Annotated in this window: 17 protein-coding genes; 8 read left to right on the top strand and 9 right to left on the bottom strand. The window is 76.0% G+C overall.

What is annotated here, in order from left to right:
• Positions 1-323: 323 nt before the first annotated feature.
• Positions 324-1,691, bottom strand: coding sequence for a cryptochrome/photolyase family protein (locus tag PHY01_RS17470; protein WP_141280007.1), 1,368 nt, complete (start codon positions 1,689-1,691; stop codon positions 324-326).
• Positions 1,684-2,289 carry a TetR/AcrR family transcriptional regulator gene (locus PHY01_RS17465; RefSeq protein ID WP_141280005.1) on the bottom strand — a complete coding sequence of 202 codons (606 nt, stop codon included), beginning with the start codon at positions 2,287-2,289 and terminating at the stop codon, positions 1,684-1,686. Before PHY01_RS17465 ends, PHY01_RS17470 begins: the two co-directional genes overlap by 8 nt.
• A 59-nt stretch (positions 2,290-2,348) precedes the next feature.
• Between PHY01_RS17465 and PHY01_RS17460 the strand changes: the two genes are divergently transcribed.
• Together PHY01_RS17460 and PHY01_RS17455 are read left to right on the top strand one after the other, a co-directional pair.
• Positions 2,349-3,485: an FAD-dependent monooxygenase gene (locus tag PHY01_RS17460; protein ID WP_141280003.1), complete on the top strand. Its 1,137-nt coding sequence runs from the start codon at positions 2,349-2,351 to the stop codon at positions 3,483-3,485.
• 62 nt (positions 3,486-3,547) lie between these two features.
• Positions 3,548-4,825 (top strand): TerD family protein, encoded by a 1,278-nt coding sequence (locus PHY01_RS17455; protein WP_141280001.1) that lies wholly within the window; start codon positions 3,548-3,550, stop codon positions 4,823-4,825.
• Positions 4,826-4,914: 89 nt separating this feature from the next.
• Here the strand turns inward: PHY01_RS17455 and PHY01_RS17450 are convergent, their stop codons facing one another.
• The gene (locus PHY01_RS17450; RefSeq protein ID WP_141279999.1) at positions 4,915-6,216 is read right to left on the bottom strand and encodes a citrate synthase; all 1,302 of its coding nucleotides are present in this window, start codon (positions 6,214-6,216) and stop codon (positions 4,915-4,917) included.
• Positions 6,217-6,327: 111 nt separating this feature from the next.
• Between PHY01_RS17450 and speB the strand changes: the two genes are divergently transcribed.
• Positions 6,328-7,341 (top strand): agmatinase, encoded by a 1,014-nt coding sequence (gene speB, locus PHY01_RS17445; RefSeq protein WP_141279997.1) that lies wholly within the window; start codon positions 6,328-6,330, stop codon positions 7,339-7,341.
• Positions 7,342-7,353: 12 nt separating this feature from the next.
• Here the strand turns inward: speB and PHY01_RS17440 are convergent, their stop codons facing one another.
• Positions 7,354-8,586, bottom strand: coding sequence for an MFS transporter (locus tag PHY01_RS17440; protein ID WP_307723978.1), 1,233 nt, complete (start codon positions 8,584-8,586; stop codon positions 7,354-7,356).
• A 292-nt stretch (positions 8,587-8,878) separates the two neighbouring features.
• Positions 8,879-9,523, bottom strand: a complete 645-nt coding sequence (gene pdxH, locus PHY01_RS17435) for a pyridoxamine 5'-phosphate oxidase (RefSeq protein WP_141279995.1) — start codon at positions 9,521-9,523, stop codon at positions 8,879-8,881.
• 360 nt (positions 9,524-9,883) lie between these two features.
• On the opposite strand from pdxH, the gene PHY01_RS17430 reads away from it, so the two are divergent.
• Positions 9,884-10,957, top strand: coding sequence for a citrate synthase 2 (locus PHY01_RS17430; protein WP_246085977.1), 1,074 nt, complete (start codon positions 9,884-9,886; stop codon positions 10,955-10,957).
• A 21-nt stretch (positions 10,958-10,978) separates the two neighbouring features.
• Here PHY01_RS17430 and PHY01_RS17425 read toward each other — a convergent pair whose 3' ends face one another.
• Positions 10,979-12,244, bottom strand: coding sequence for an MFS transporter (locus PHY01_RS17425; RefSeq protein ID WP_218030198.1), 1,266 nt, complete (start codon positions 12,242-12,244; stop codon positions 10,979-10,981).
• 49 nt (positions 12,245-12,293) lie between these two features.
• The gene (locus tag PHY01_RS17420; protein ID WP_170183863.1) at positions 12,294-15,407 is read right to left on the bottom strand and encodes an ATP-binding protein; all 3,114 of its coding nucleotides are present in this window, start codon (positions 15,405-15,407) and stop codon (positions 12,294-12,296) included.
• A gap of 95 nt (positions 15,408-15,502) precedes the next feature.
• Between PHY01_RS17420 and PHY01_RS17415 the strand changes: the two genes are divergently transcribed.
• The 4 genes from PHY01_RS17415 to sepH all read left to right on the top strand — a co-directional run bounded on the left by PHY01_RS17415 (position 15,503) and on the right by sepH (position 19,044).
• Positions 15,503-15,856, top strand: coding sequence for a cupin domain-containing protein (locus PHY01_RS17415; protein ID WP_141279987.1), 354 nt, complete (start codon positions 15,503-15,505; stop codon positions 15,854-15,856).
• A 5-nt stretch (positions 15,857-15,861) separates the two neighbouring features.
• Positions 15,862-16,245: a nuclear transport factor 2 family protein gene (locus tag PHY01_RS17410; RefSeq protein ID WP_246085971.1), complete on the top strand. Its 384-nt coding sequence runs from the start codon at positions 15,862-15,864 to the stop codon at positions 16,243-16,245.
• A 57-nt stretch (positions 16,246-16,302) separates the two neighbouring features.
• On the top strand, positions 16,303-17,430 hold the full coding sequence (serC, locus tag PHY01_RS17405) for a phosphoserine transaminase (RefSeq protein WP_141279985.1): 1,128 nt from the start codon (positions 16,303-16,305) through the stop codon (positions 17,428-17,430).
• A gap of 213 nt (positions 17,431-17,643) precedes the next feature.
• Entirely contained in the window at positions 17,644-19,044 is a 1,401-nt protein-coding gene (gene sepH, locus PHY01_RS27695) for a septation protein SepH (protein ID WP_246085970.1), read from the top strand.
• A 15-nt stretch (positions 19,045-19,059) separates the two neighbouring features.
• On the opposite strand, the gene PHY01_RS17395 is transcribed toward sepH, so the two are convergent.
• Positions 19,060-19,626, bottom strand: coding sequence for a DUF2537 domain-containing protein (locus tag PHY01_RS17395; protein WP_170183862.1), 567 nt, complete (start codon positions 19,624-19,626; stop codon positions 19,060-19,062).
• A gap of 4 nt (positions 19,627-19,630) precedes the next feature.
• Positions 19,631-20,443 (bottom strand): TrmH family RNA methyltransferase, encoded by an 813-nt coding sequence (locus PHY01_RS17390; protein WP_141279981.1) that lies wholly within the window; start codon positions 20,441-20,443, stop codon positions 19,631-19,633.
• Between the last annotated feature and the right edge of the window lie 136 nt (positions 20,444-20,579).

Genomic DNA, 20,579 nt, shown 5'->3' with positions numbered 1-20,579 from the left:
GTGGGCGGGGAGGGGCCAGGCGCGGGGCCGGGGCCGGACGCGGGGCCGACGAGGCCGCGGGCTGCGGTGACGGGGTGGCAGGCGGGGGCGGGACGGGGTTCGGCGTGGCCGGGCGGCCCGCCACCGGGGCGGGGGCGGGCGGGCGGGGCGGGACGGCGGTCGGCCCGGCCGCGCGGCGCCGGGCGATCACCCAGGCCCCGGTTCCGAGCAGGAGGGCCGCCGGGACGATCCAGCGGCGGCGGGACGGGTGGGCGTCGGTCACGGGTCTGCTCCCCTCGCGTGCGTGCCGACGACCGTACCGCCCGTGATCGTCGGCCCGGATCTCACCGCCGGGCGGCCTTGACCTGGTCGAACCGCGACAGCGCCTCCAGCCGCTCGGCCTTGTGGTCGACCATCGGCTCCGGGTAGCCCTCGGGGACCCCGTCGGGCAGCTTCCACGGCTGGTGCACCGCCTTGCCCTCGACGTCGCGCAGCTCGGGCACGAAGCGTCGGACGTAGTCGCCCCGGGGGTCGAACTTCTCGCCCTGCGTGATCGGGTTGAACACCCGGAAGTACGGCGAGGCGTCGGTGCCACTGCCCGCCGTCCACTGCCATCCGTGCTGGTTGGAGGCGAGGTCGCCGTCGACGAGCAGCTGCATGAAGTGCCGTGCACCCCACCACCACGGCAGGTGCAGGTCCTTGACCAGGAAGCTGGCGACGATCATGCGGACGCGGTTGTGCATCCACGCCTGCTCCCGCAGCTGCCGCATCCCGGCGTCGACGATCGGGAAGCCGGTGCGCCCGTCGCACCACTGCTCGAAGGCGCGGCGCGCGGCGGCACCGGAGGCCGTCGGCAGGGCGTCGAAGGAGCGGTCGTAGTTCTTGCGGGCGGAGTCGGGCCGCTGGTGCAGGACGTCGGCGTAGAAGTCCCGCCAGGCGATCTCGGTGCGGTAGGTCTCGGCCGACTCGCTGCGCTTGCGCGCCAGGTCGGCCAGCAGCGTGCGCGGGTGCACCAGGCCGTACTTGAGGTACACCGACATCCGGGAGGTGCCCGGCCGGTCGGGCCGGTCGCGGGCGGCGGAGTAGTCGCCGACGCCGTCGTCGAGGAAGTCGCGCCAGCGCTGCAGGGCGGCGTCCTCGGACGCCTCGGGCAGCTCGGCGTCGACCGGCTCGTCGTCCGGTATCGCCACCCCGCCGAGCCCCTTCGGCTCGATCCACTCGACGGTCGACGCGTCGGTGTCGGCGGGGCCGCGCCACCCGTGCTCGGCCCAGGCCCGCCGGAACGGGGTGAACACCTTGAACGGGTCGCCGTCGCCCTTGCGCACCCGGCCGGGGGCCACCGCGTACGGCGAGCCGCTGCGCACCAGCTCGCGCCCGTCCTCGGCCAGCGCCTTCCCGACGGCCTCGTCGCGGCCCGTGCCGTAGGGCCCGTAGTCGGCGGCGATGTGCACGGCGTCGGCCCCGGCCTCCGCCGCGACCCGCGGCACCACCTCGACCGGGTCGCCCTCGACGACGAGCAGCCGACCGCCGAGCGACTCGTCGAGCGAGCGCAGCGCCCGGAACAGGAAGGTCGCGCGCGCGGCACCGGAGGGCGTCAGCAGGGCCGGGTCGAGCACGAACAGCGCGAGCGCCCGGGGAGCGGCGGAGAGGAACGTCGGCTGGTCGCGGACTCGGAGGTCACGGCGGAACCAGACGACCGCGGTGTCACTCATGGGGCGCGACGCTATCCGCCGGCGCACCCGTTCGCGCGGCGACGGGTCCGAGCAGCGACGCCAGGGCCCGCGCCAGCGGCGGCCGCAGGTGCGCCGCGAGCCCGGCGGGGTCGTCGGGACCGCGGACCAGGACCGTGAGGACCAGCCCGTCGACGACCGCGGCGAGCTCCCCGGCGGCGGCCGCCGGGTCCGCGGCGCCCGCGCGGGCGAGCAGCGCGGCACCGAGACGGCGGACGGTGTCGCCCCCGCCGAGCAGTGCGGCCCGCAGCTCGGGGTCACGGACGGCGGCGAGGCTCAGCTCGTAGCGGGCCAGGGTCCGGTGCCGCCCGGTGGTCGCCATCGACACGGCGACGGCGACGAGGCCGTCGAGGAGGTCGGTGGCGGCGCCGAGGTCGGGGAGCTCGCGCTCCAGGTCCAGCTCCAGCAGCCGCTCCACGCAGCCCGACACCAGCGCCGCCCGGCTGCGCAGGTAGTAGGAGGTGCTGCCCGCGGCGATGCCGGCCGCCGCGTCGACGGCCCGGTGGGTGAGGCCGCGCATCCCCTGCTCGGCCAGCACGCGCAGGGCCGCGTCGAGGATCTCGGTACGCCGGTCGCTCACGGTCTTCCTCTACTTCTGTAGAGCCGGTACGGTCTCTACAAGCGTAGAGGGAGGCGTCGATGGACATCACGGTGGTGGGGGCCGGGCTGGGCGGACTGGCCGCGGCGGTCGCGGCCCACCGCGCCGGGCACGCGGTGACGGTGCTGGAGCGGGCCGACGGGCTGCGCGAGACCGGGGCGGGCATCGCGATCATGCCGAACGGCGTGCTGGCCCTCGACGCGCTCGGGCTCGGCGGGCCGGTCCGCGAGCGGGCCGTCCCGTTCACCGACGGCGGCATCCGCGACCGGCACGGGCGGGCGCTGCTGGCCACCGACCAGGACGCACTGCGCGCACTCGTCGGCGCTCCGATGACCGTGCTGCCCCGGCCCTGGCTGCACCGGCTGCTCGGCGCGACGCTGCCCGCGGGCACCGTCGTGACCGGCCGTCCCGTCGCGGAGCTGCGGGAGGTCCCGGACGGCGTCACCGTCGACGGCCGGCGGGCCGACGCCGTCGTGGTCGCCGACGGGGCGGGCAGCCGGCTGCGGTCGGCGCTGTTCCCGGCCCATCCCGGGCTGCGCGGATCGGGCGAGACCGCCGCGCGGGCCGTGGCGACCGGCGTCGCGCCCGGGGCGGAGCTCACCCCCGGCGAGCTGCTCGACCACCGCACCGGTGACCGCTTCGGCTGCATGCCGATGTCCGACGGCGACGTGTACTGGTACGCCACCTGGCACGACGCCGCCCCGGACGAGCCGGTGGCGCGGCACCGCTGGCTGCGCGGGCGGCGCGCCGACTGGCACCCGTGCGTCGCCGCACTGATCGACGCGACCGCACCCGCGGACGTCCACGTGGTGGAGACCGCGCAGCTCGTGACCCCGCTACCGGCGCTCGCCGTCGGCCGGATCGCGCTGCTCGGCGACGCGGCGCACGCGATGACCCCGGACCTCGGCCAGGGGGCCTGCCAGGCGCTGGAGGACGCGGCCGCGCTCGGGGCGGTGCTCACCGGTGCCACGGCGGACGGGGTCGCGGCCGCGTGGGCCCGCTACGACGCCCTGCGCCGCCGCCGCACGACCGCCCTGCAGCACCAGGCCGCCCGCATGCACCGGCTGCTCGGCCTGCGCGGCCCCGCGGGCCGGGCCCGGGACGCGGTGCTGCGACTCGTCCCGTCGGCGCTGTCGACCCGGGCGCTGGCCGGGCAGCTGCGCTTCGCCCCGCCGTAGGCGCCGACCCTCGCCGTCCGCTGTGGCACATTCGGTCGCGACGCCGGACCGGAGGGGGACCCGTGGACGTGTCGAAGGGATCGCGGACGGACCTGACCGCCGCGCGGTACGTGGTCGACATCGGCACCGCACCCGGGGCCGCGGGCCTGGTCGACGTCGCCGCGGTGCTGCTCGGCGCCGACGGGCGGGTCCGCACCGACGACGACCTGGTGTTCTTCAACAACCCGCGCCGCGACGGGGTGGCCTTGACCGGCGACGGGGCCGTCGAGATCGACCTGTCCGGCGTGCCCGCCGACGTCGAGCGCGTGCTCGTCACCGGCAGCACGGAGGCGCAGGGGGCGCGCTTCGGCGACGTCGGCGAGATGGTGGTCGGCGTGCGCGGCCCCGGCCAGGAGCTGACGTTCACCCCCGCCGGGCTGGGCAGCGAGACCGTCCTGCAGATGGTGGCGCTGTACCGGCGCGGGGCGGGCTGGCGGCTCGACGCGATCGGTCAGGGCTACAGCGCGGGCCTGGCCGCGTTCGCCGGCGAGCACGGCATCGAGGTGGACGAGCCGGAGGCCGCACCCGTCGACCGGCCCGCACCGCCGGTCGAGCCGGTGCGGACGGAGAAGGTGTCGATCTCCCTGACGAAGGACTCCCCCGACCGCACCGCCCGCATCGACCTGCGCAAGAGCCGGGGCGAGGCGGGCTGGGTGCTCACCGTCGGGCTGGAGTGGGACGGGCGCGGGGCCGTCTACGACCGCGACGGGAACGTCACCCGCTACGGCACCGGCGACCTCGACGTCTACTTCTTCTGCCGCAACGAGGAGACCGGCGAGTTCGTCGTCATCAGCGGGGAGGAGGGCCACCGCGGGGATCTCGCCACCTGGCCGCACATCCACCACTTCGGCGACAGCACGGGCCCGGGCCGGGGCGGCGCACCGGCCGTCGAGCAGGTGGAGATGACCCCCACCGAGAACGGTGACGTGCTCGTCAACGTCTACCAGAGCGTCGACAACGGGGGCGGGGCGATCGACGCGTTCGGCCGGCCGCGCATCGCGATCCGGTACGGCCGGGCCGGGCGCGACGGGAAGCCGGGGCCCGACGCCGACGAGATCCTGGTGCACGTCGGCAACGGCAGGAACTCGTTCTGGGCCACCGTCGCCCACATCGACGTGCGGGACGGGATCCTCACCGTCGACGGCGAGACGCGCTACAGCCGCATGCTCAGCGAGCGCATGCCCGGGCTGGACACGCAGGGCCGGTGGGTGCAGAAGCCCAGGAACGGGCCGGTGGGCCGGAGCAAGAAGCGCCACGGCCTCGGTCTGACGACCTACGCGGGCCGCTGCCAGCCCGGCTGAGCCCGCCCCGGAATTGCCGGAAGGCCACCTTCACGCAACCTAGCTGCGTGAAGGTGGCCTTCCTGCAATTCACACCGGGGGGCGGGGGCTCAGCGCTCGCCCATGCCCACGTAGGCGCGCTCGGGGGACCCGGTGTAGAGCTGGCGCGGGCGGCCGATCTTGGTGCCCGGGTCCTCGATCATCTCGCGCCAGTGCGCGATCCAGCCGGGGAGCCTGCCGAGGGCGAACAGGACGGTGAACATCTTGGTCGGGAAGCCCATGGCCCGGTAGATGACGCCGGTGTAGAAGTCGACGTTCGGGTAGAGCTTGCGCTCGATGAAGTAGTCGTCGGCCAGCGCCTTCTCCTCCAGCGCCATGGCGATGTCCAGGAGCGGGTCGGTGACGCCGAGGGTCTTGAGGATGCCGTCGGCCTGCTGCTTGACGATCTTCGCCCGCGGGTCGTAGTTCTTGTAGACGCGGTGCCCGAAGCCCATCAGGCGGGCGCCCTTGTCCTCCTTGTTCTTGACCCGGTCGACGTAGGAGTCGACGTTGCCGCCCTCCTCGGTCTGGATCTTCTGCAGCATCTCCAGGACGGCCTGGTTGGCGCCGCCGTGCAGCGGGCCGAACAGGGCGTTGATCCCGGCGGAGATGGAGGCGAACAGGTTGGCCTGCGACGAGCCGACCAGCCGCACCGTCGACGTCGAGCAGTTCTGCTCGTGGTCGGCGTGCAGGATCAGCAGCACCTCGAGGGCGCGGGCGACCTCGGGCTGGATCTCGTAGGGCTCGGCCGGGAAGCCGAACGTCATGCGCATGAAGTTCTCGACCAGGCCCAGCGAGTTGTCCGGGTAGAGGAACGGCTGGCCGATCGACTTCTTGTAGGCGTACGCCGCGATCGTGGGCACCTTGGCGAGCAGGCGCACGGTGGAGAGCTCGACGGCGTCGTGGTCGAAGGGGTCGAGCGCGTCCTGGTAGAAGGTCGACAGCGCGCTGACCGCGCTCGACAGCACCGGCATCGGGTGCGCGTCGCGGGGGAAGCCCTCGAAGAAGCGCTTGAGGTCCTCGTGCAGCAGGGTGTGCCGGCTCACCTTGTTCGTGAACGCCGACAGCTGCTCCTGGGTGGGCAGCTCCCCGTAGATCAGCAGGTAGCTGGTCTCCAGGAACGTCGACTTCTCGGCGAGCTGGTCGATCGGGTACCCGCGGTAGCGCAGGATCCCGGCGTCGCCGTCGATGTAGGTGATCTCCGACGTGCACGCTGCGGTGCTGCCGAAACCCTGGTCCAGCGTGACGAGCCCGGTCGTGGACAGCAGTTTCGAGACGTCGAAGGCGGGCGCACCCTCGGTGGGGGTGCTGATCGCCATCTCGTGCTCACCGCCGGGGTAGCGGAGTACGGCGGCGTCGCTCTGGTCGGCCATGTGGAGGTTCCCTCACACTCGCGTGGTCCAAGTCTGTTGAGCGTCACGCTAGTGCGCCCAGCCCACGGTACGCCGGGCAGAGGTGCCCGGTTCACGTCAGGAGCACCCCCGATGGCCCGCTACGGCACGCAGTTCGGCCCCGACATCACCTTCCTCGGCGTGCCCCGCTGCGACTGGTCGGACCCCGCGTCCTACGCCGGTGCCGCGGTCGTCGTCCTGGGTGCCCCGTTCGACGGCGGGACCTCGCACCGGCCGGGCGCCCGGTTCGGCCCGCAGCACATCCGGCAGTCCTGCTACCTGCCGCAGGACGGTTCGCGGCCCTCGCTGGCCCTGCGCGTCGACGGCCTGGCGGACCTCGCCGTGCACGACGCCGGGGACGTCGAGATGTTCTCCGGTGACGCCGAGCGCTCGGTCCGCGACCTGCAGGCCGCGGTGTACGCGATCGCGGCGGCCGGAGCCGTCCCGCTGGTGCTCGGCGGAGACCACACGATCGCGTGGCCCGACGCGGCCGGGGTCGCCCAGCATCTGGGACAGGGGCGGGTCTCGATGGTCCACTTCGACGCGCACGCCGACACCGGCGACGTCGAGTTCGGCTCGCTGGTCGGGCACGGACAGCCGATGCGCCGGCTCATCGAGTCCGGCGTGCTGCGCGGCGACCGGTTCCTGCAGATCGGGCTGCGCGGGTACTGGCCGGGCCCGGAGACGCTGTCCTGGATGGCCGCGCAGGGGATGCGCTCCTACGAGATGACCGAGATCGTCGCCCGCGGGCTGGACACCTGCCTCACCGAGGCCTCCGCGATCGCCGTCGACGACTGCGACGGCGTGTTCCTCTCCGTCGACATCGACGTCTGCGACCCCGGCCACGCCCCCGGCACCGGCACCCCGGAGCCCGGCGGCCTCACCGCCCGCGAGCTGCTCGACGCCGTGCGCCGCCTCGCCCACGAGCTGCCGGTCGTCGGCGTCGACGTGGTGGAGGTGTCGCCGCCCCACGACCACGCCGACGTCACGTCCCTGCTGGCCAACCGCGTGGTGCTGGAGGTGCTCTCCGGCATGGCCCGGCGCCGCCGCGACGCCGTCGACGGCACGGTGTGGGACCCGCGCCGCCCGCTGCTGGACGGTCGCTGAGCCGCCGGTCGGTCAGGGCCCGCGGTAGCGCCAGAACGCCGGGTAGCGGCGCACGACCAGCAACGCCCCGACGACCACCGCCACGCCACCGGCCACCACCGCGGGCCCCGGGCCGGCCACCGCCGCCGCGGGCCCGTGCCACATGTCGGCGACGCGCGGGCCGCCCGCGACCACCACGATGAACACGCCCTGCATCCGCCCGCGCATCTCGTCGGTGGCCACCGACTGCAGCATCGAGGACCGGTACACCGAGCTGACGAGGTCGGCCGCCCCGCCGAGCGCCAGGAACAGCACGGCCAGCCACAGCGAGCTGGTCAGCCCGAACAGCGCGACGGCGACACCCCAGACGCAGATCGCGACGGTGACCGCCACCCCCTGGCGCCGCACGCGGTGCAGCCAGCCGGAGAACAGCCCGGCCACGACCATGCCGATCGGGATGGCCGCGAACAGCAGGCCCAGCGCGGGACCACCGCCCGGCGGGTCGCCGAAGACCGTCTGCGACATCTCGGGGAACACGATCCGCGGCATCCCGAACGCCATCGCGACGATGTCGATGAGGAACGACACCAGCAGCACCGGGTAGGCGGCGGCGTAGCGGAAGCCGTCGACGACCTCGCGCAGCCCGGCCCGGCGCCTCGGCGCCCCGGCCGGGCGCGGCTCGGGCGGCACCGGGGGCAGGCGCCAGGTGGCCCACAGCGTGGCGAGCAGCGCGATCGCGTCGAGCAGGTAGAGCGTCGGCAGCCCGATGACCGGGATGAGCACCCCGGCCAGTAGCGGGCCCGCGATGGCCCCGATCTGGGCGACGGTCATGTTCAGCGCGTTGGCCGCGGGCAGCTGCTCGGCCGGGAGCAGGCGCGGGATGACCGCGTTGCGGGTGGGCTGGTTGACCGCCAGCATGCCCGACTGCACCGCGAAGAGCACCAGGATCAGCCACACCCCGCCGATGCCGGTGGCCGAGGTGACCCACAGCAGCAGCGAGCTCACCGCGATCCCGGCCCCGGTGACCAGCAGCAGCGTGCGCCGGTCGACGGCGTCGGCGATCGCCCCGCCCCACAGCCCGAACACGACCAGCGGGACCAGCCCGAACAGTCCCGTCAGCCCGACCCAGGCCGAGGACCCGGTGAGCTGGTAGATCTGCGTGGGCACGGCGACGACCGAGAGCTGCGCCCCGATGATCGTGACGACCCCGGCCAGCCAGAGCCTGCGGTAGGACGGCGTCCGCAGGGGGCGGGTGTCGGCCAGCACGCTCCGCAGCCGGGCCAGGCGCCGGGTAGGGGCCCCGTGGTTCCCCGCCGTCGGGACGGTGGGGGGTTCCGGGCCGGGCACGCCCCAGACTTACCACGCGGGTCGGGCGGGAGTCCGGGAGATGTGGCGCGCGACGGTCACGACCCGGCACGATCCGTACGAAACGGACGATCGACGGGTGCGGGGTGAGTCATGATCGGCGTCTGGGAACGGAGGGCAGGCCTGAGCCCGCACCCGGTTCCAGGACGGTGATCATGGGAGCCGCATCCCGTTCCGGACCACCGATCACGGCCTACGGGGCCAGGCGGCGGACGGTCCAGGTGCGGTCGCGGTCGGCCTCGAACCGCAGGCGGTCGTGCATCCGGTTCGTGCGGCCCTGCCAGAACTCGACCTGGTCGGGCACGATCCGCCAACCGCCCCAGTGCGGCGGCACGGGCACCGGGCCGTCCCCGAACCGGCGGGTGACGCCCGCGAGCGCGTCGTCCAGGACGCGCCGGTCGCGCACGCGCACCGACTGCGCCGACGCCCACGCCCCGAGCTGGGAGCCGCGCGGGCGGGTCGCCCAGTAGGCCTCGGTCTCCTCCGCCGTGACCGCCTCGACGGTGCCGCGCACGTGCGCCTGCCGGTGCTGGGCGTACCAGGGGAAGGTGGCGCTCGCGAAGCGCGTCGCGCGCAGGTCGTGGCTCTTGGCGGAGGTGTAGTTGGTGAAGAACACGACGCCGCGGGCGTCGAGTCCCTTGCACAGCACCGTGCGCGACGTCGGGCGGCCGTCCTCCCCCGCCGTGGCCAGCACCATCGCGTTGGCCTCCACCACCCCGTCGGCCTCGGCCTGGGCCAGCCACGCCGCGAGCTGCGCGTGCCAGGTGGGCGCCAGGTCCTCGACGTCGAGCCCGGCGGACCGGTAGTCCACGCGCATGCCCGCCAGCTGATCGGTCATCGACCGCCTCCCGTCACCCCGCCGTGACGGTAGGTGCCCGCGACGGCCCGGACAATCCCGGTGACCGATCCCACCCGCCTGCCGTGTTGCCTCCGCCCCATCGCGCGGGCAGTGTGACGCCAACCGTGCCCGCCCGCGCCCACCCGCGCGGACCGGACGCGGTTCGCGCACGTCCGGGGCACCCGATCCGGATCTGTGCGTGCTCCGGCCGACGACGCCACCGGTGTCGACCGGGGTGTCCGCAGTCGGGCGATCACACGAGGAGGACGCGTGTCCACTGCGCCGACGGCGCCGACCGCGCCGGCAACCGCAGCCCAGGCGGAGGCGGTCCCCCCGCCCCCACCCGGTTTCAAGTCCGGCCTGGAGGGCCACGTCGCCTTCCGCACCCAGATCGCCGAACCCGACAAGGACGGCGGCGCCCTGCGCTACCGCGGCGTCGACATCGAGGACCTGGTCGGGAAGGTCAGCTTCGGCAACGTCTGGGCCCTGCTCGTCGACGGCCGGTTCGGCCCCGGCCTGCCCCCGGCCGACCCGTTCCCGATCCCCGTGCACACCGGTGACGTCCGCGTCGACGTGCAGGCCGCGCTGGCCATGCTGGCCCCCTACTGGGGCTACCGGCCGCTGCTGGACACCCCCGAGGAGGAGGCCCGCGAGCAGCTGGCCCGCGCCTCGGTGATGGCCCTGTCCTACGTGGCGCAGTCCGCCCGCGGGATCGGCGTCCCGGCGGTCCCGCAGGCCCGCATCGACGAGTGCACCACGATCACCGAGCGCTTCATGACGCGCTGGCGCGGCGACCCCGACCCGGCCCACACCAAGGCCATCGACGCCTACTGGGTGTCGGCGTGCGAGCACGGCATGAACGCCTCGACGTTCACCGCGCGCGTCATCGCCTCCACCGGCGCCGACGTGGCCGCGGCGATGTCGGGCGCGATCGGCGCCATGTCCGGCCCGCTGCACGGCGGCGCGCCCGCGCGCGTGCTGCCGATGCTGGAGGAGGTCGAGCGCACCGACGACCCGACCGGGCTGGTCAAGGGCATCCTGGACCGCAAGGAGAAGCTCATGGGCTTCGGGCACCGGGTCTACCGGGCCGAGGACCCGCGGGCCCGCGTGCTGCGCCGCACCTGCCGCGAGCTGAACGCGCCGCGCTACGAGGTGGCCGTCGCGCTGGAGCAGGCGGCGCTGGCCGAGCTGCGCGAGCGGCGGCCCGACCACCCCATCGAGACGAACGTCGAGTTCTGGGCGGCGGTCATCCTGGACTTCGCGCAGGTGCCGCCGCACATGATGCCCGCGATGTTCACCAGCGCCCGCACCGCGGGCTGGTCGGCGCACATCCTGGAGCAGAAGCGCGAGAACAAGCTCGTGCGCCCGTCCGCGCAGTACATCGGGCCGGGCCCGCGCCGGCCGCAGGACGTCGAGGGCTGGGACGCGATCTGAGACCGCCCGGTGGGTGCGGGGTCAGGACCTCGCACCCACCGGCTCGCGGCGCACCAGCAGCGACAGCACCCCGGCGAGCAGGCACAGCGCCCCGCCGATCTGCCACGCCAGGTCGTAGGCCCCGACCTGGTCGCGCACCACGCCCGCGCCCAGCGCCATCAGCGCCGCGCCGACCTGGTGGCTGGCGAACACCCAGCCGAACACCACCGGCGCCCGGGCCCCGAAGATCTCCCGGCACAGCGCCATCGTCGGCGGGATCGTGGCCACCCAGTCCAGGCCGTAGAAGACGATGAACGCCACCATGGTGAGCTGGATGTCGGGTCCGAACAGCGCGGGCAGCGCGGCCAGGGAGACCCCGCGCAGCACGTAGTAGGCCAGCAGCAGCACCCGCGGGTCGTAGCGGTCGGTGAGCCAGCCCGACGCGATCGTGCCCGCGATGTCGAACAGGCCGACGAGCGCGAGCAGGCCCGCGGCCACCGTCTGCGGCATCCCGTGGTCGTGGGCGGCGGGGATGAAGTGCGGCTGGATCAGGCCCATCGTGGTGGCGCCGCAGATCATCATGCCGGCGGCGAGGTACCAGAACGGCTTCGTGCGGGCGGCGTCGAGCAGGGCGCGCACGGCGGTGCGGCCCGCCCCCGTCCGGATCGGGTCCCGGTCGTCGGCCGCGGTGCCGCCGTAGGGCGTGACGCCGAGGTCGCGCGGGCGCTCGCGCAGCACGAGCAGCACCACCGGCACCACGGCCAGCGCCGCGACCGACACGCCGAGCGCGGCGGCCCGCCACCCCGACGACTCCGCGACCAGCGCGACGACCGGCAGGAACACCAGCTGCCCGGCCGCGCCACCGGCCGTCAGCACCCCGGAGACGAGGCCGCGCCGCGCCACGAACCACCGCCCGGTGACGGTCGCGACCAGTGCCAGCGCCATCGAACCTGTGCCCAGCCCGACCAGCACCCCCCAGCACAGGACGAGCTGCCAGCTCTCGGTCATGAACACCGTCAGCCCGCTGCCCGCCGCCACGACCACCAGCGCGGCGGTGATCACCGGGCGGATGCCGAAGCGCTCCATGAGCGCCGCGGCGAACGGGGCCGTGAGGCCGTAGAGGGCCATGTTGACGGCGACCGCGGCCGAGATCGTGGTGACCGACCAGCCGAACTCGTCGCGCAGGGGGTCCATCAGCACGCCCGGGACGGCGCGGAACCCGGCCGCCCCCACCAGCGCCAGGAAGGTGACGGCGGCGACCCACCATGCCGGGTGGACGCGCCGCACCGGCGCGCTGAGTCCTGTCATGCAACCCAGCATTCACGACGAGGCCGCCGGGCGGAACCCCCCGCGGCGATCAGTGCGGCACACCGGCCGCCGCCGACAGCCCGGCCAACCGCGCGACGGACACGGCGTGACCACCGTCGCGGGCGGCCGCGAGTGCCGCGGCCGCCCGGGCGGCCACCGCGGGGTCGCCGCGTGCGGCCAGCAGCTCCACCTCGGCCAGCCGGGCCTCGAAGTGCCCCAGCGGCGGGCCGGTCGCCAGCGCGCGGGCCACCGCCCGCTCGACGCCGTCGAGGGTGCCGCGGGCCAACGCGACCAGTGCCGTGCGGGCCGCCGCCCACGAGGCGAACAGCGTCAACGACTCCCCCGCCGCCGCGGCCGACGCGCCGAAGGCGGCCGCGGCGTCGTCGAGCTCCCCCGCCGCGACGAGCGCGATGCCCAGCGCGCGGTGCGCGGTGGCCGTCCAGCCGCGGTGGTCGACCTCGCGGGCCAGCGCCAGCGCCTCCCGCGCGTCGGCACCGGCCTCCGCGGCCCGTCCGAGCGCCGACAGCGCCTCCGAGCGGTGCCACAGCGCGTACGCCTGACGCTCGGGGGCGCCGAGGTCGCGGGCCAGCTGCAGGGCCGCCGTGGCCTCGGCGAGCCCCTCGGCGGGCCGGTCCAGGAACACCAGCCCGTGGCCCCGGGTGGAGCGCGGCGTGACCACCCGCAGCAGCTCGCCGGAGTCGCCGAACAGCTCCGCGACCCGCCCGAACGTCTCGACGCCCACGGCGATCCGGCCGTCGAGGAAGGTGGCCATCGCCCGGCCGTCCAGGATCCGGGCGACGCCGGCCGCGTCGCCGTCGGCGCGGTAGACCGCGAGCGCGGCCCCGGCCCGCTCGGTCCCGCGGTCGGGCCGCCCGAGGTTCATGTCCAGGATCGCCGCGGTCTCCAGCGCGGCGGCCCGCGCCCGCGGGTCCGCGCCCGCCTCGACGATCGCCAGCTCGGCCAGCTCGGCCGCCCGCTCCGGGTCCTGCGCCCCGAAGGTGAGCATCGCCAGCCGCGACATCCGCCGCGCCAGCACCGGCCCCGGGCCCGTCACCGCGAGGGCGGCCCGCAGGTCCTCCAGCGCGGCGTGGGTGCCGGCGGCGGCCTCGGCGCGGACGGCGAGCAGATCGGCGCGCACCGCGGGCCGCGGGTCCAGCGCGAGCCCGGCGTCGGCGACGGTGCGGGCCTCCCGGGTGGCGTGCGCGGCCAGCGCGGCCTCCGCGGCCCGGGCGTAGGCGGCCGCGGCGGCCGCGGCGTCACCGGCGTCGCGGTGGTGCCGGGCGATCTCCGAGGGGTCGGCGTCGTCCGCCTCCAGCGCCCGGGCCAGCAGGCCGTGCAGCCGCCCGCGGGTCCCGGCATCCAGCCCCGCGGTGACGGTCTCGGCCACGAGGTCGTGCGCGGTGGCCCAGCCGCGCTCGCCCAGGCGCACCAGGCCGGCGGCGGCCAGCGCGGACAGCGCGTCGAGGACGGCGCGGGCGTCGAGCCCGCAGGCGGGCGCGATCGTCGACGCCGGGGCCTCCCTGGCCAGCAGCGCCACGGCCGCGAGCACGTCCGCGGCAGGCCCGGTCCGGCGCGCGGCGCGGCGGCGCAGGGCCCGGCGCTGCCCCTCGCGCCCCAGCTCGGCGGCGAGCGCGAGGACGTCGGGGGTGCGCGGCCGCCAGCCGTCCGCGGAGGCCACGACCGCGTCGCGGCGCACCAGCTCGCGCAGCACCTCGGTGACGGCGAACGGGGTGCCGTCGGTGGCCCCGAGGACGGCCGCGGCCAGGTCGCCGTCGCCGACCATCCGGCCGACGGCGGCCACCGGGAGCGGGCCGAGCACGACGTCGTCGCCGGGTCGGGAGCCGCGCAGCTCGGCCATCACCGACGGCGCCAGCTCGTCGCCGCGGAACGCGATGACCGCGGCCAACTGCGGCAGCCGGGCCAGTGCGGACCCGAGCAGCACCAGGCTGCTCGGGTCGGCCCACTGCAGGTCGTCGACGACGAGCAGCGCGCCCGTGCCCGCCGCCGCCTCCAGCACCCGCACCCCGCCGGCGAGCAGCAGGGCGCGGCGGCTCTCCCCGTCGACGGCGGCGGTGGTGCCGTCGCCCCACTCCGGCACCAGGCCCTCGACCGCCGCCCGGACCCGCGGCGCCAGCCCGTCGGCGACGGCGGTGTCGGTGGCCAGCGCCTCGCGCAGCACCGACCGGGCCAGCCCCCACGCCTCGGCCCGCTCCGGCAGGAACGCCCTGGCGGCCAGCACCGGGACCCCGCAGGTGCGCGCCAGCTCGGCCAGCAGCCGCGACTTCCCCGCCCCCGCGACCCCGGCCAGCCCGACGACCTCGCGCGCGTCCACGGCCCCGCGGAGCCGGTCGAGTTCGTCGTCGCGGCCGGCGAAGACCGGCTCCCCGAACGCGGGGCGGGGGGCGGGTGCGGGCGCCCGCACCGCCGCCGGGCCGGAGCCGCGCAGCAGGGCCAGCCGCAGGTCGTCGACGGCCGGGGTGGGGTCGACGCCCAGCTCCTCGACGAGGCGGTCACGCAGCTCCGCGAGCCGGGCCAGTGCCGCGGCCGGGTCGCCCGCGGCGGCCAGCGACCGCGCCAGCAGCAGGGTCGCCGACTCCCGCAGCGGCTCGGCCGCGACCGCGTCGGCCGCCCAGACCGCGGCCCGCCGGGGGTCGCCGAGCTCCAGCGCGGCCCCCGCCGCGCGCTCGGCGGTGTCGACGCGCGCGCGTCGCAGGCGTTCGCGCGGGCCCCGCGCCCACTCCGCGTAGGTGTCCTCGGGCAGCGGGTCGCCCCACAGCGCGAGCGCCGCCGACGCCGCCCGCAGCACGGCGGGGGCGGTCGTCGCCGTCCGGGACTCCTCGACGGCGGCGAGGAACTCCGCGACGTCGACGGCGCAGTCGCCGAGCGCGTACCCGCCCGTGCCGGTGACGATCAGGGCCGGGTCGCCCAGGGCCCGGCGGGCCCGGTTGACCAGGACACCGAGGTTGGCGGCCGGGTCGGCCGGGAGCCGGTCGGGCCACAGCGCGTCGGCGAGCACCTCGTGCGGCACCAGGTCGGGGCGCCGCACGGCCAGCACCCGCAGCAGCGTCCGGACCTTGCGCCCGCCGAACGCCGCGGGCGGCACCTCCCGGCCCCCGCGGCGGACCTGGAACCGCCCGAGCAGCTGCAGATGCACGCCCGGCACGCGGTCATCGTCGCGTACCGCCAACGAACCGCAAGGTCGGATTCCTACCCTCGCCGCACACCACGAGACCCGCACCACGAACCCGGGAGGTCACCATGGACTACGAGCAGCAGGACTTCGCGAGCCCCACCGAGACCCGCGAGTTCCCCCACGGCCGCCTCGACCTGCTCCGCATCGCCGGGGCCGACATCGGCCGCCTCACCCTCCAGCCGGGCTGGCGCTGGTCGACCGACGTCGCGCCGGTCGCGGGCACCGACCTGTGCGAGGCGCCGCACTTCCAGTACCACGTCTCCGGCAGGCTGCGCGTCCGCACGGCCGAGGGCGCCGAGTTCGACGCCGTCCCGGGCCAGGTCACGGCGCTGCCGTCCGGCCACGACGCCTGGGTCGTCGGCGACGAGCCGGTGGTCGTCGTGGACTGGTGGGGCGCGTCCGAGTACGCGAAGGCGTGAGGGTCGTGGACACCGCCCAGGTCGTGGACACCGCAGAAGCCGCGGACACCGCAGAAGCCGTGGCCGCGGTCGACCGCTTCGGCACGGCGTTCGACGCGCAGGACGTCGACGCGATCATGGCCGCGATGACGCCGGACTGCGTCTTCGAGGACACCTCACCGCCCGACGGCGTGCGCCACGAGGGCCCGGCCGCGGTCCGCCGGGCCTGGGAGGCGCTGTTCGCGGCGTCCCCGGACGGGGTGTTCACCACCGAGGAGGTGATCCCCGCCGGCGACCGGGTGGTGGTGCGCTGGCGGTACGCCTTCGACGGCGGGCACGTCCGCGGCGTCGACCTCTTCACCGTCCGCGACGGGCTGGTGGCCGAGAAGCTCGCCTACGTCAAGGGGTGACCGGCCCCACCCGACGTCACCGGACCGGGCGGGCGGCGGGCTGCGAGACTGGCGGGCGTGACCGCCTCGACCGACCTGCAGATCCCCGCCGCCCTCCTGCCCGCCGACGGACGCTTCGGCTGCGGCCCGTCCAAGGTGCGGCCCGAGCAGCTGGCCGCGCTCGCCGCCGCGGGGGACCTGATGGGCACCTCGCACCGGCAGAAGCCGGTCAAGGCGCTGGTCTCCCGCGTGCGGACCGGGCTCGCCGAGCTGTTCTCGCTGCCCGCGGGCTACGAGGTCGTCCTGGGCAACGGCGGGTCCACCGCGTTCTGGGACGCCGCCGCGTTCGGGCTGGTCCGCGAGCGCGCCCTGCACCTGACCTACGGCGAGTTCTCCGCCAAGTTCGCCGAGTCGACGCGCGGCGCGCCGTTCCTGGCCGACCCGGTGGTCGTCGCGGCCGACCCGGGTGGTGCGCCCGAGCCGCAGGCCGACGCGTCGTGCGACGTGCTCGCCTGGGCCCACAACGAGACCTCCACCGGGGTGTCGGTGCCCGTGGTCCGGCCCGCCGAGGCGCTCGACGGGCAGCTCGTCGTCATCGACGCCACCTCCGGCGCCGGCGGCCTGCCCGTCGACATCACCCAGGCCGACACCTACTACTTCGCCCCGCAGAAGGGCTTCGCCGCCGACGGTGGGCTGTGGTTCGCGCTGATGAGCCCGGCCGCGCTGGAGCGCGTCGCCGAGCTGGCGGCGTCCGACCGCTGGATCCCGCCGTTCCTCTCGCTCGCCACGGCCGTCGACAACTCCCTCAAGGACCAGACCTACAACACCCCGGCCCTCGGCACGCTGGTGCTGATGGCCGAGCAGATCGACTGGATGAACGGCCTCGGCGGCCTCGACGCGTGCGTCGCCCGCACCGCCGACTCCTCGGGCCGGCTCTACGACTGGGCCGAGAAGTCCGACTACGCCACCCCGTTCGTCACCGACCCGGCGCACCGCTCGCAGGTCGTCGGCACGATCGACTTCGACGACTCCGTGGACGCCGCCGCGGTCGCGAAGGTCCTGCGGGCCAACGGGGTGGTCGACACCGAGCCCTACCGCAAGCTCGGGCGCAACCAGCTGCGCATCGGCATGTTCCCGGCCGTCGACCCGGCCGACGTCGAGGCGCTGACGGCCTGCATCGACTGGGTGGTGCAGCACCGGAGCTGAGTTGTTGCGGTGGGTAGTCACATCCGTAACTCCTGCCTCAGCTTTACCTGGCGTGACGTCCATGGCACGCTGCGTACTCAGCGGTCCGCGACGGGTTCCGCACGACGTCAGACGGGGTGGAGCCGCGTCGGCGCGCCTCCGTCGCGGGTTGCGATTCGGCATCTACCGTCACCCGGACGGGGAGAGTCGTGAAGAACGGGTGGGAGGCCGCGGATGCGGGCGCTGCGGGTCGTGGGGATGACCGAGGGCGGCGACGTCGTCCTCGAGGACTCCGGACGCCGCGAGCGCTTCACCGTCCCCGCCGACGAGCAGTTGCGCGCCGCCGCCCGGGGGGACATGACCCGGCTCGGGCAGATCGCGATCGAGTTGGAGAGCCAGTTGCGCCCACGTGAGATCCAGGCCCGTATCCGCGCCGGAGCGTCCGTGGAGCAGGTCGCGTCGGCGGCCGGCGTGCCCATCCAGAAGATCGAACGGTTCGCCTACCCCGTGCTGCTGGAGCGGTCCCGCACCGCCGAGGTGGCCCAGCGGGCGCACCCGGTGCGGGCCGACGGTCCCGACGTGCGCACCCTCGGCGACGTCGTCGCCCACACCTTCGGCCTGCGCGGCCAGGAGTACACCGAGGCCGAGTGGGACTCCTGGAAGGGCGAGGACGGCAAGTGGCTCGTCGCCCTGTCCTGGCGGGCCGGGCGCTCGGACAACCGGGCGCACTGGACCTTCCAGCCGGGGGCGCACGGCGGCACCGTCACCGCCGTCGACGAGCACGCCTCCGACCTGGTCGAGGGTCTGCCCGCCCGGCCGCTGCGCCCGGTCGGCCCGGTGATCGACATCGCCCGGCCCGAGGAGCCCTCGCCCGATCCCCAGCCCGCCGCCGAGCTGCGGGCGACCGGGTCCGACGTCGTCCGCGACCGGGGTGACCACCGGGCCCCGGAGTACCGCGGTGTCGAGCGGCGCGCGCCGCTCGACCGCACCCCCGGCGACCGGCCCGCCACCGACCGGCCTCCCGCCGACGGACCCGCCGCCGACCGGCCGGCGGTCGAGCGCACCCTGCCCGACCGCCCGGTCGCCGACCGACCGGTCCCCGACCGCGCCGCCCCTGATCGCACCGCCCCCGACCGCACCGCCCCCGACCGCACCGTGTCCGCGCGCGCCGCGGCCCTGGAGCAGGCCCTCGACCGCGGCCTCCCCGGCCGGGTCGATGCCCCCTCGCGTGTCGACCGCGCCGCACCCGCCGTCCCGGCCGGCGGGCCGACCGCCACCGGGCGGACGGGGCAGGCCGCCGACGGGCCGACCGTCGAGCCGCCCGCGGCCGAGCCCCCGGTGGCCGAGCACCCGGCTGCCGAGCACCCAGCTGCCGAGCACCCAGCGGCCGAGAGCGCCGCCGTGGAGCCCGCGGTGGCTCCCCCGGCGCCCGAGCCCCCCGCGGAGACGGCCCCGGTCGAGGCTCCGGAGGTCGACGAGGGCCCGGCCACCGAGCACGCCCCGCCCGCCCAGCGCCGTGCCGAGGCGGAGACCCCCGCCACGCCCGCGGAGCCGGCCCCGCGCCGCACCAAGAAGGGCAAGCCGGTCATGCCCTCGTGGGACGAGGTCCTGCTCGGGGTGCGCGGCCAGCGCTGACGCGCGGGGCGGGGCTCAGCCCAGCAGCGACCCGAGCAGCACCACCCACGCCACCGCCAGCCCGACGGCGGTCCCGAACACCGGCCACCGCCAGAACGGCACCGTGCGCAGCAGGTACAGCGACGGGGCGAGCCCGAGTCCGACGAGCAGGTTGGCCGGTACCCACAGCAGCCCGAACGCCTCGGCGAACGCGCTGCTGAGCTGGATGTCCCCGATCGCGACGAACACGGCGAAGAACCCCGCGATCGGCAGCCCGGTGACCCAGGGCGTCGGCCCGGCCGGCTCGACGGCGAGCGACCGCCTGCGCCCGGCCCGCGGCAGGACCACCGCCCCGACCGACTCCACGGCGCCGCTCAGCGGGTCGACGTACTCGACCGGGCGCCCGCGCACCCCGGCGACGCGCGAGGCGAGCTGACGGCCCCGGCGCCGGACCAGCTCACCCTCGTCGGCCACGCCCGACCGGCCCGCGGCCACGGCGAGGGCGGCCCACTCGCGCAGGGCGATCTGGAGCTCGTCGGGTAGGGGCGGGTCCTCCGGCCGGCGGTCCCCGAGTTCCGCCCGGCCCCCCGCGGCCCGCAACACCGGCTCAGGATACGACCGCGCCGACGGCGTGGAACGCGACCGCGGCGGCCGTTGCCACATTGAGAGAGTCGACCCCCGGGGCCATCGGGATCCGCACCCGCAGGTCGGCCGCGGCCAGCGCCTCGTCGGTGAGGCCCGGCCCCTCCGCCCCCAGCAGCAGCGCGACCCGGTGCCCGCCCAGCCCGGCCGTCGCGAGCGGTACGGCCCCGGGCTCCGGGGTGAGCGCCGCGACCCGCAGCCCGGCGCGGCGCAGCACGTCCAGCGAGGCCGGCCACGCCCCCGTCAGCTCGGCGAAGGGCACCCGCAGCACGTGCCCCATCGAGACCCGGACGCTGCGCCGGTACAGCGGATCGGCGCAGCGCGGCCCGAGCAGCACCCCGTCGACGCCCAGAGCGGCGGCGTTGCGGAACAGCGAGCCGAGGTTCTCGTGGTCGTTGACGCCCTCCAGCACGGCGACCGAACGGGCCCCGCGCACCAGCGTCCCGGCGTCGACCGGTGCGGCGCGATCGGCGACGGCGAGCACCCCGCGGTTGAGGTGGAACCCCACCGCCGCGGCCATGGTGTCGGCGTCGGCCGCGTAGGCCGGGACGTCGACGCCGGAGAGGTCACCGGCCAGCTCGTCGAGCCGCCGGGGGACCCCGAGCAGCGACCGGACGGGGTAGGGCGAGGCCAGCAACCGGCGGACGACCACCACCCCCTCGGCGATGACGAGCCCGCGCCCGCCGGGCCGGTCCGGGCGGCGGTCCGCGGTGGTGAGGTCGCGGTAGTCGTCCAGTCGGGGGTCCGCCGGATCGGCGACGGGGAGGATGGTGGCCACACGGGGGATGGTCGCAGGTGGTTTGTCAACGTCGATCTCGCCTCATCCGGTCGGCCGTAGCGGCAGCCGTAGCCGTGTGTCACGGTGGACCACTCGCCCGTTCGGCCACCGCCGGACCGGGCTCGGCCCGGGGGGC

It is taken from the genome of Pseudonocardia hydrocarbonoxydans (assembly GCF_006539565.1).
Taxonomy (GTDB): domain Bacteria; phylum Actinomycetota; class Actinomycetes; order Mycobacteriales; family Pseudonocardiaceae; genus Pseudonocardia; species Pseudonocardia hydrocarbonoxydans.
This window is presented reverse-complemented; position numbering and strand designations above follow the sequence as displayed.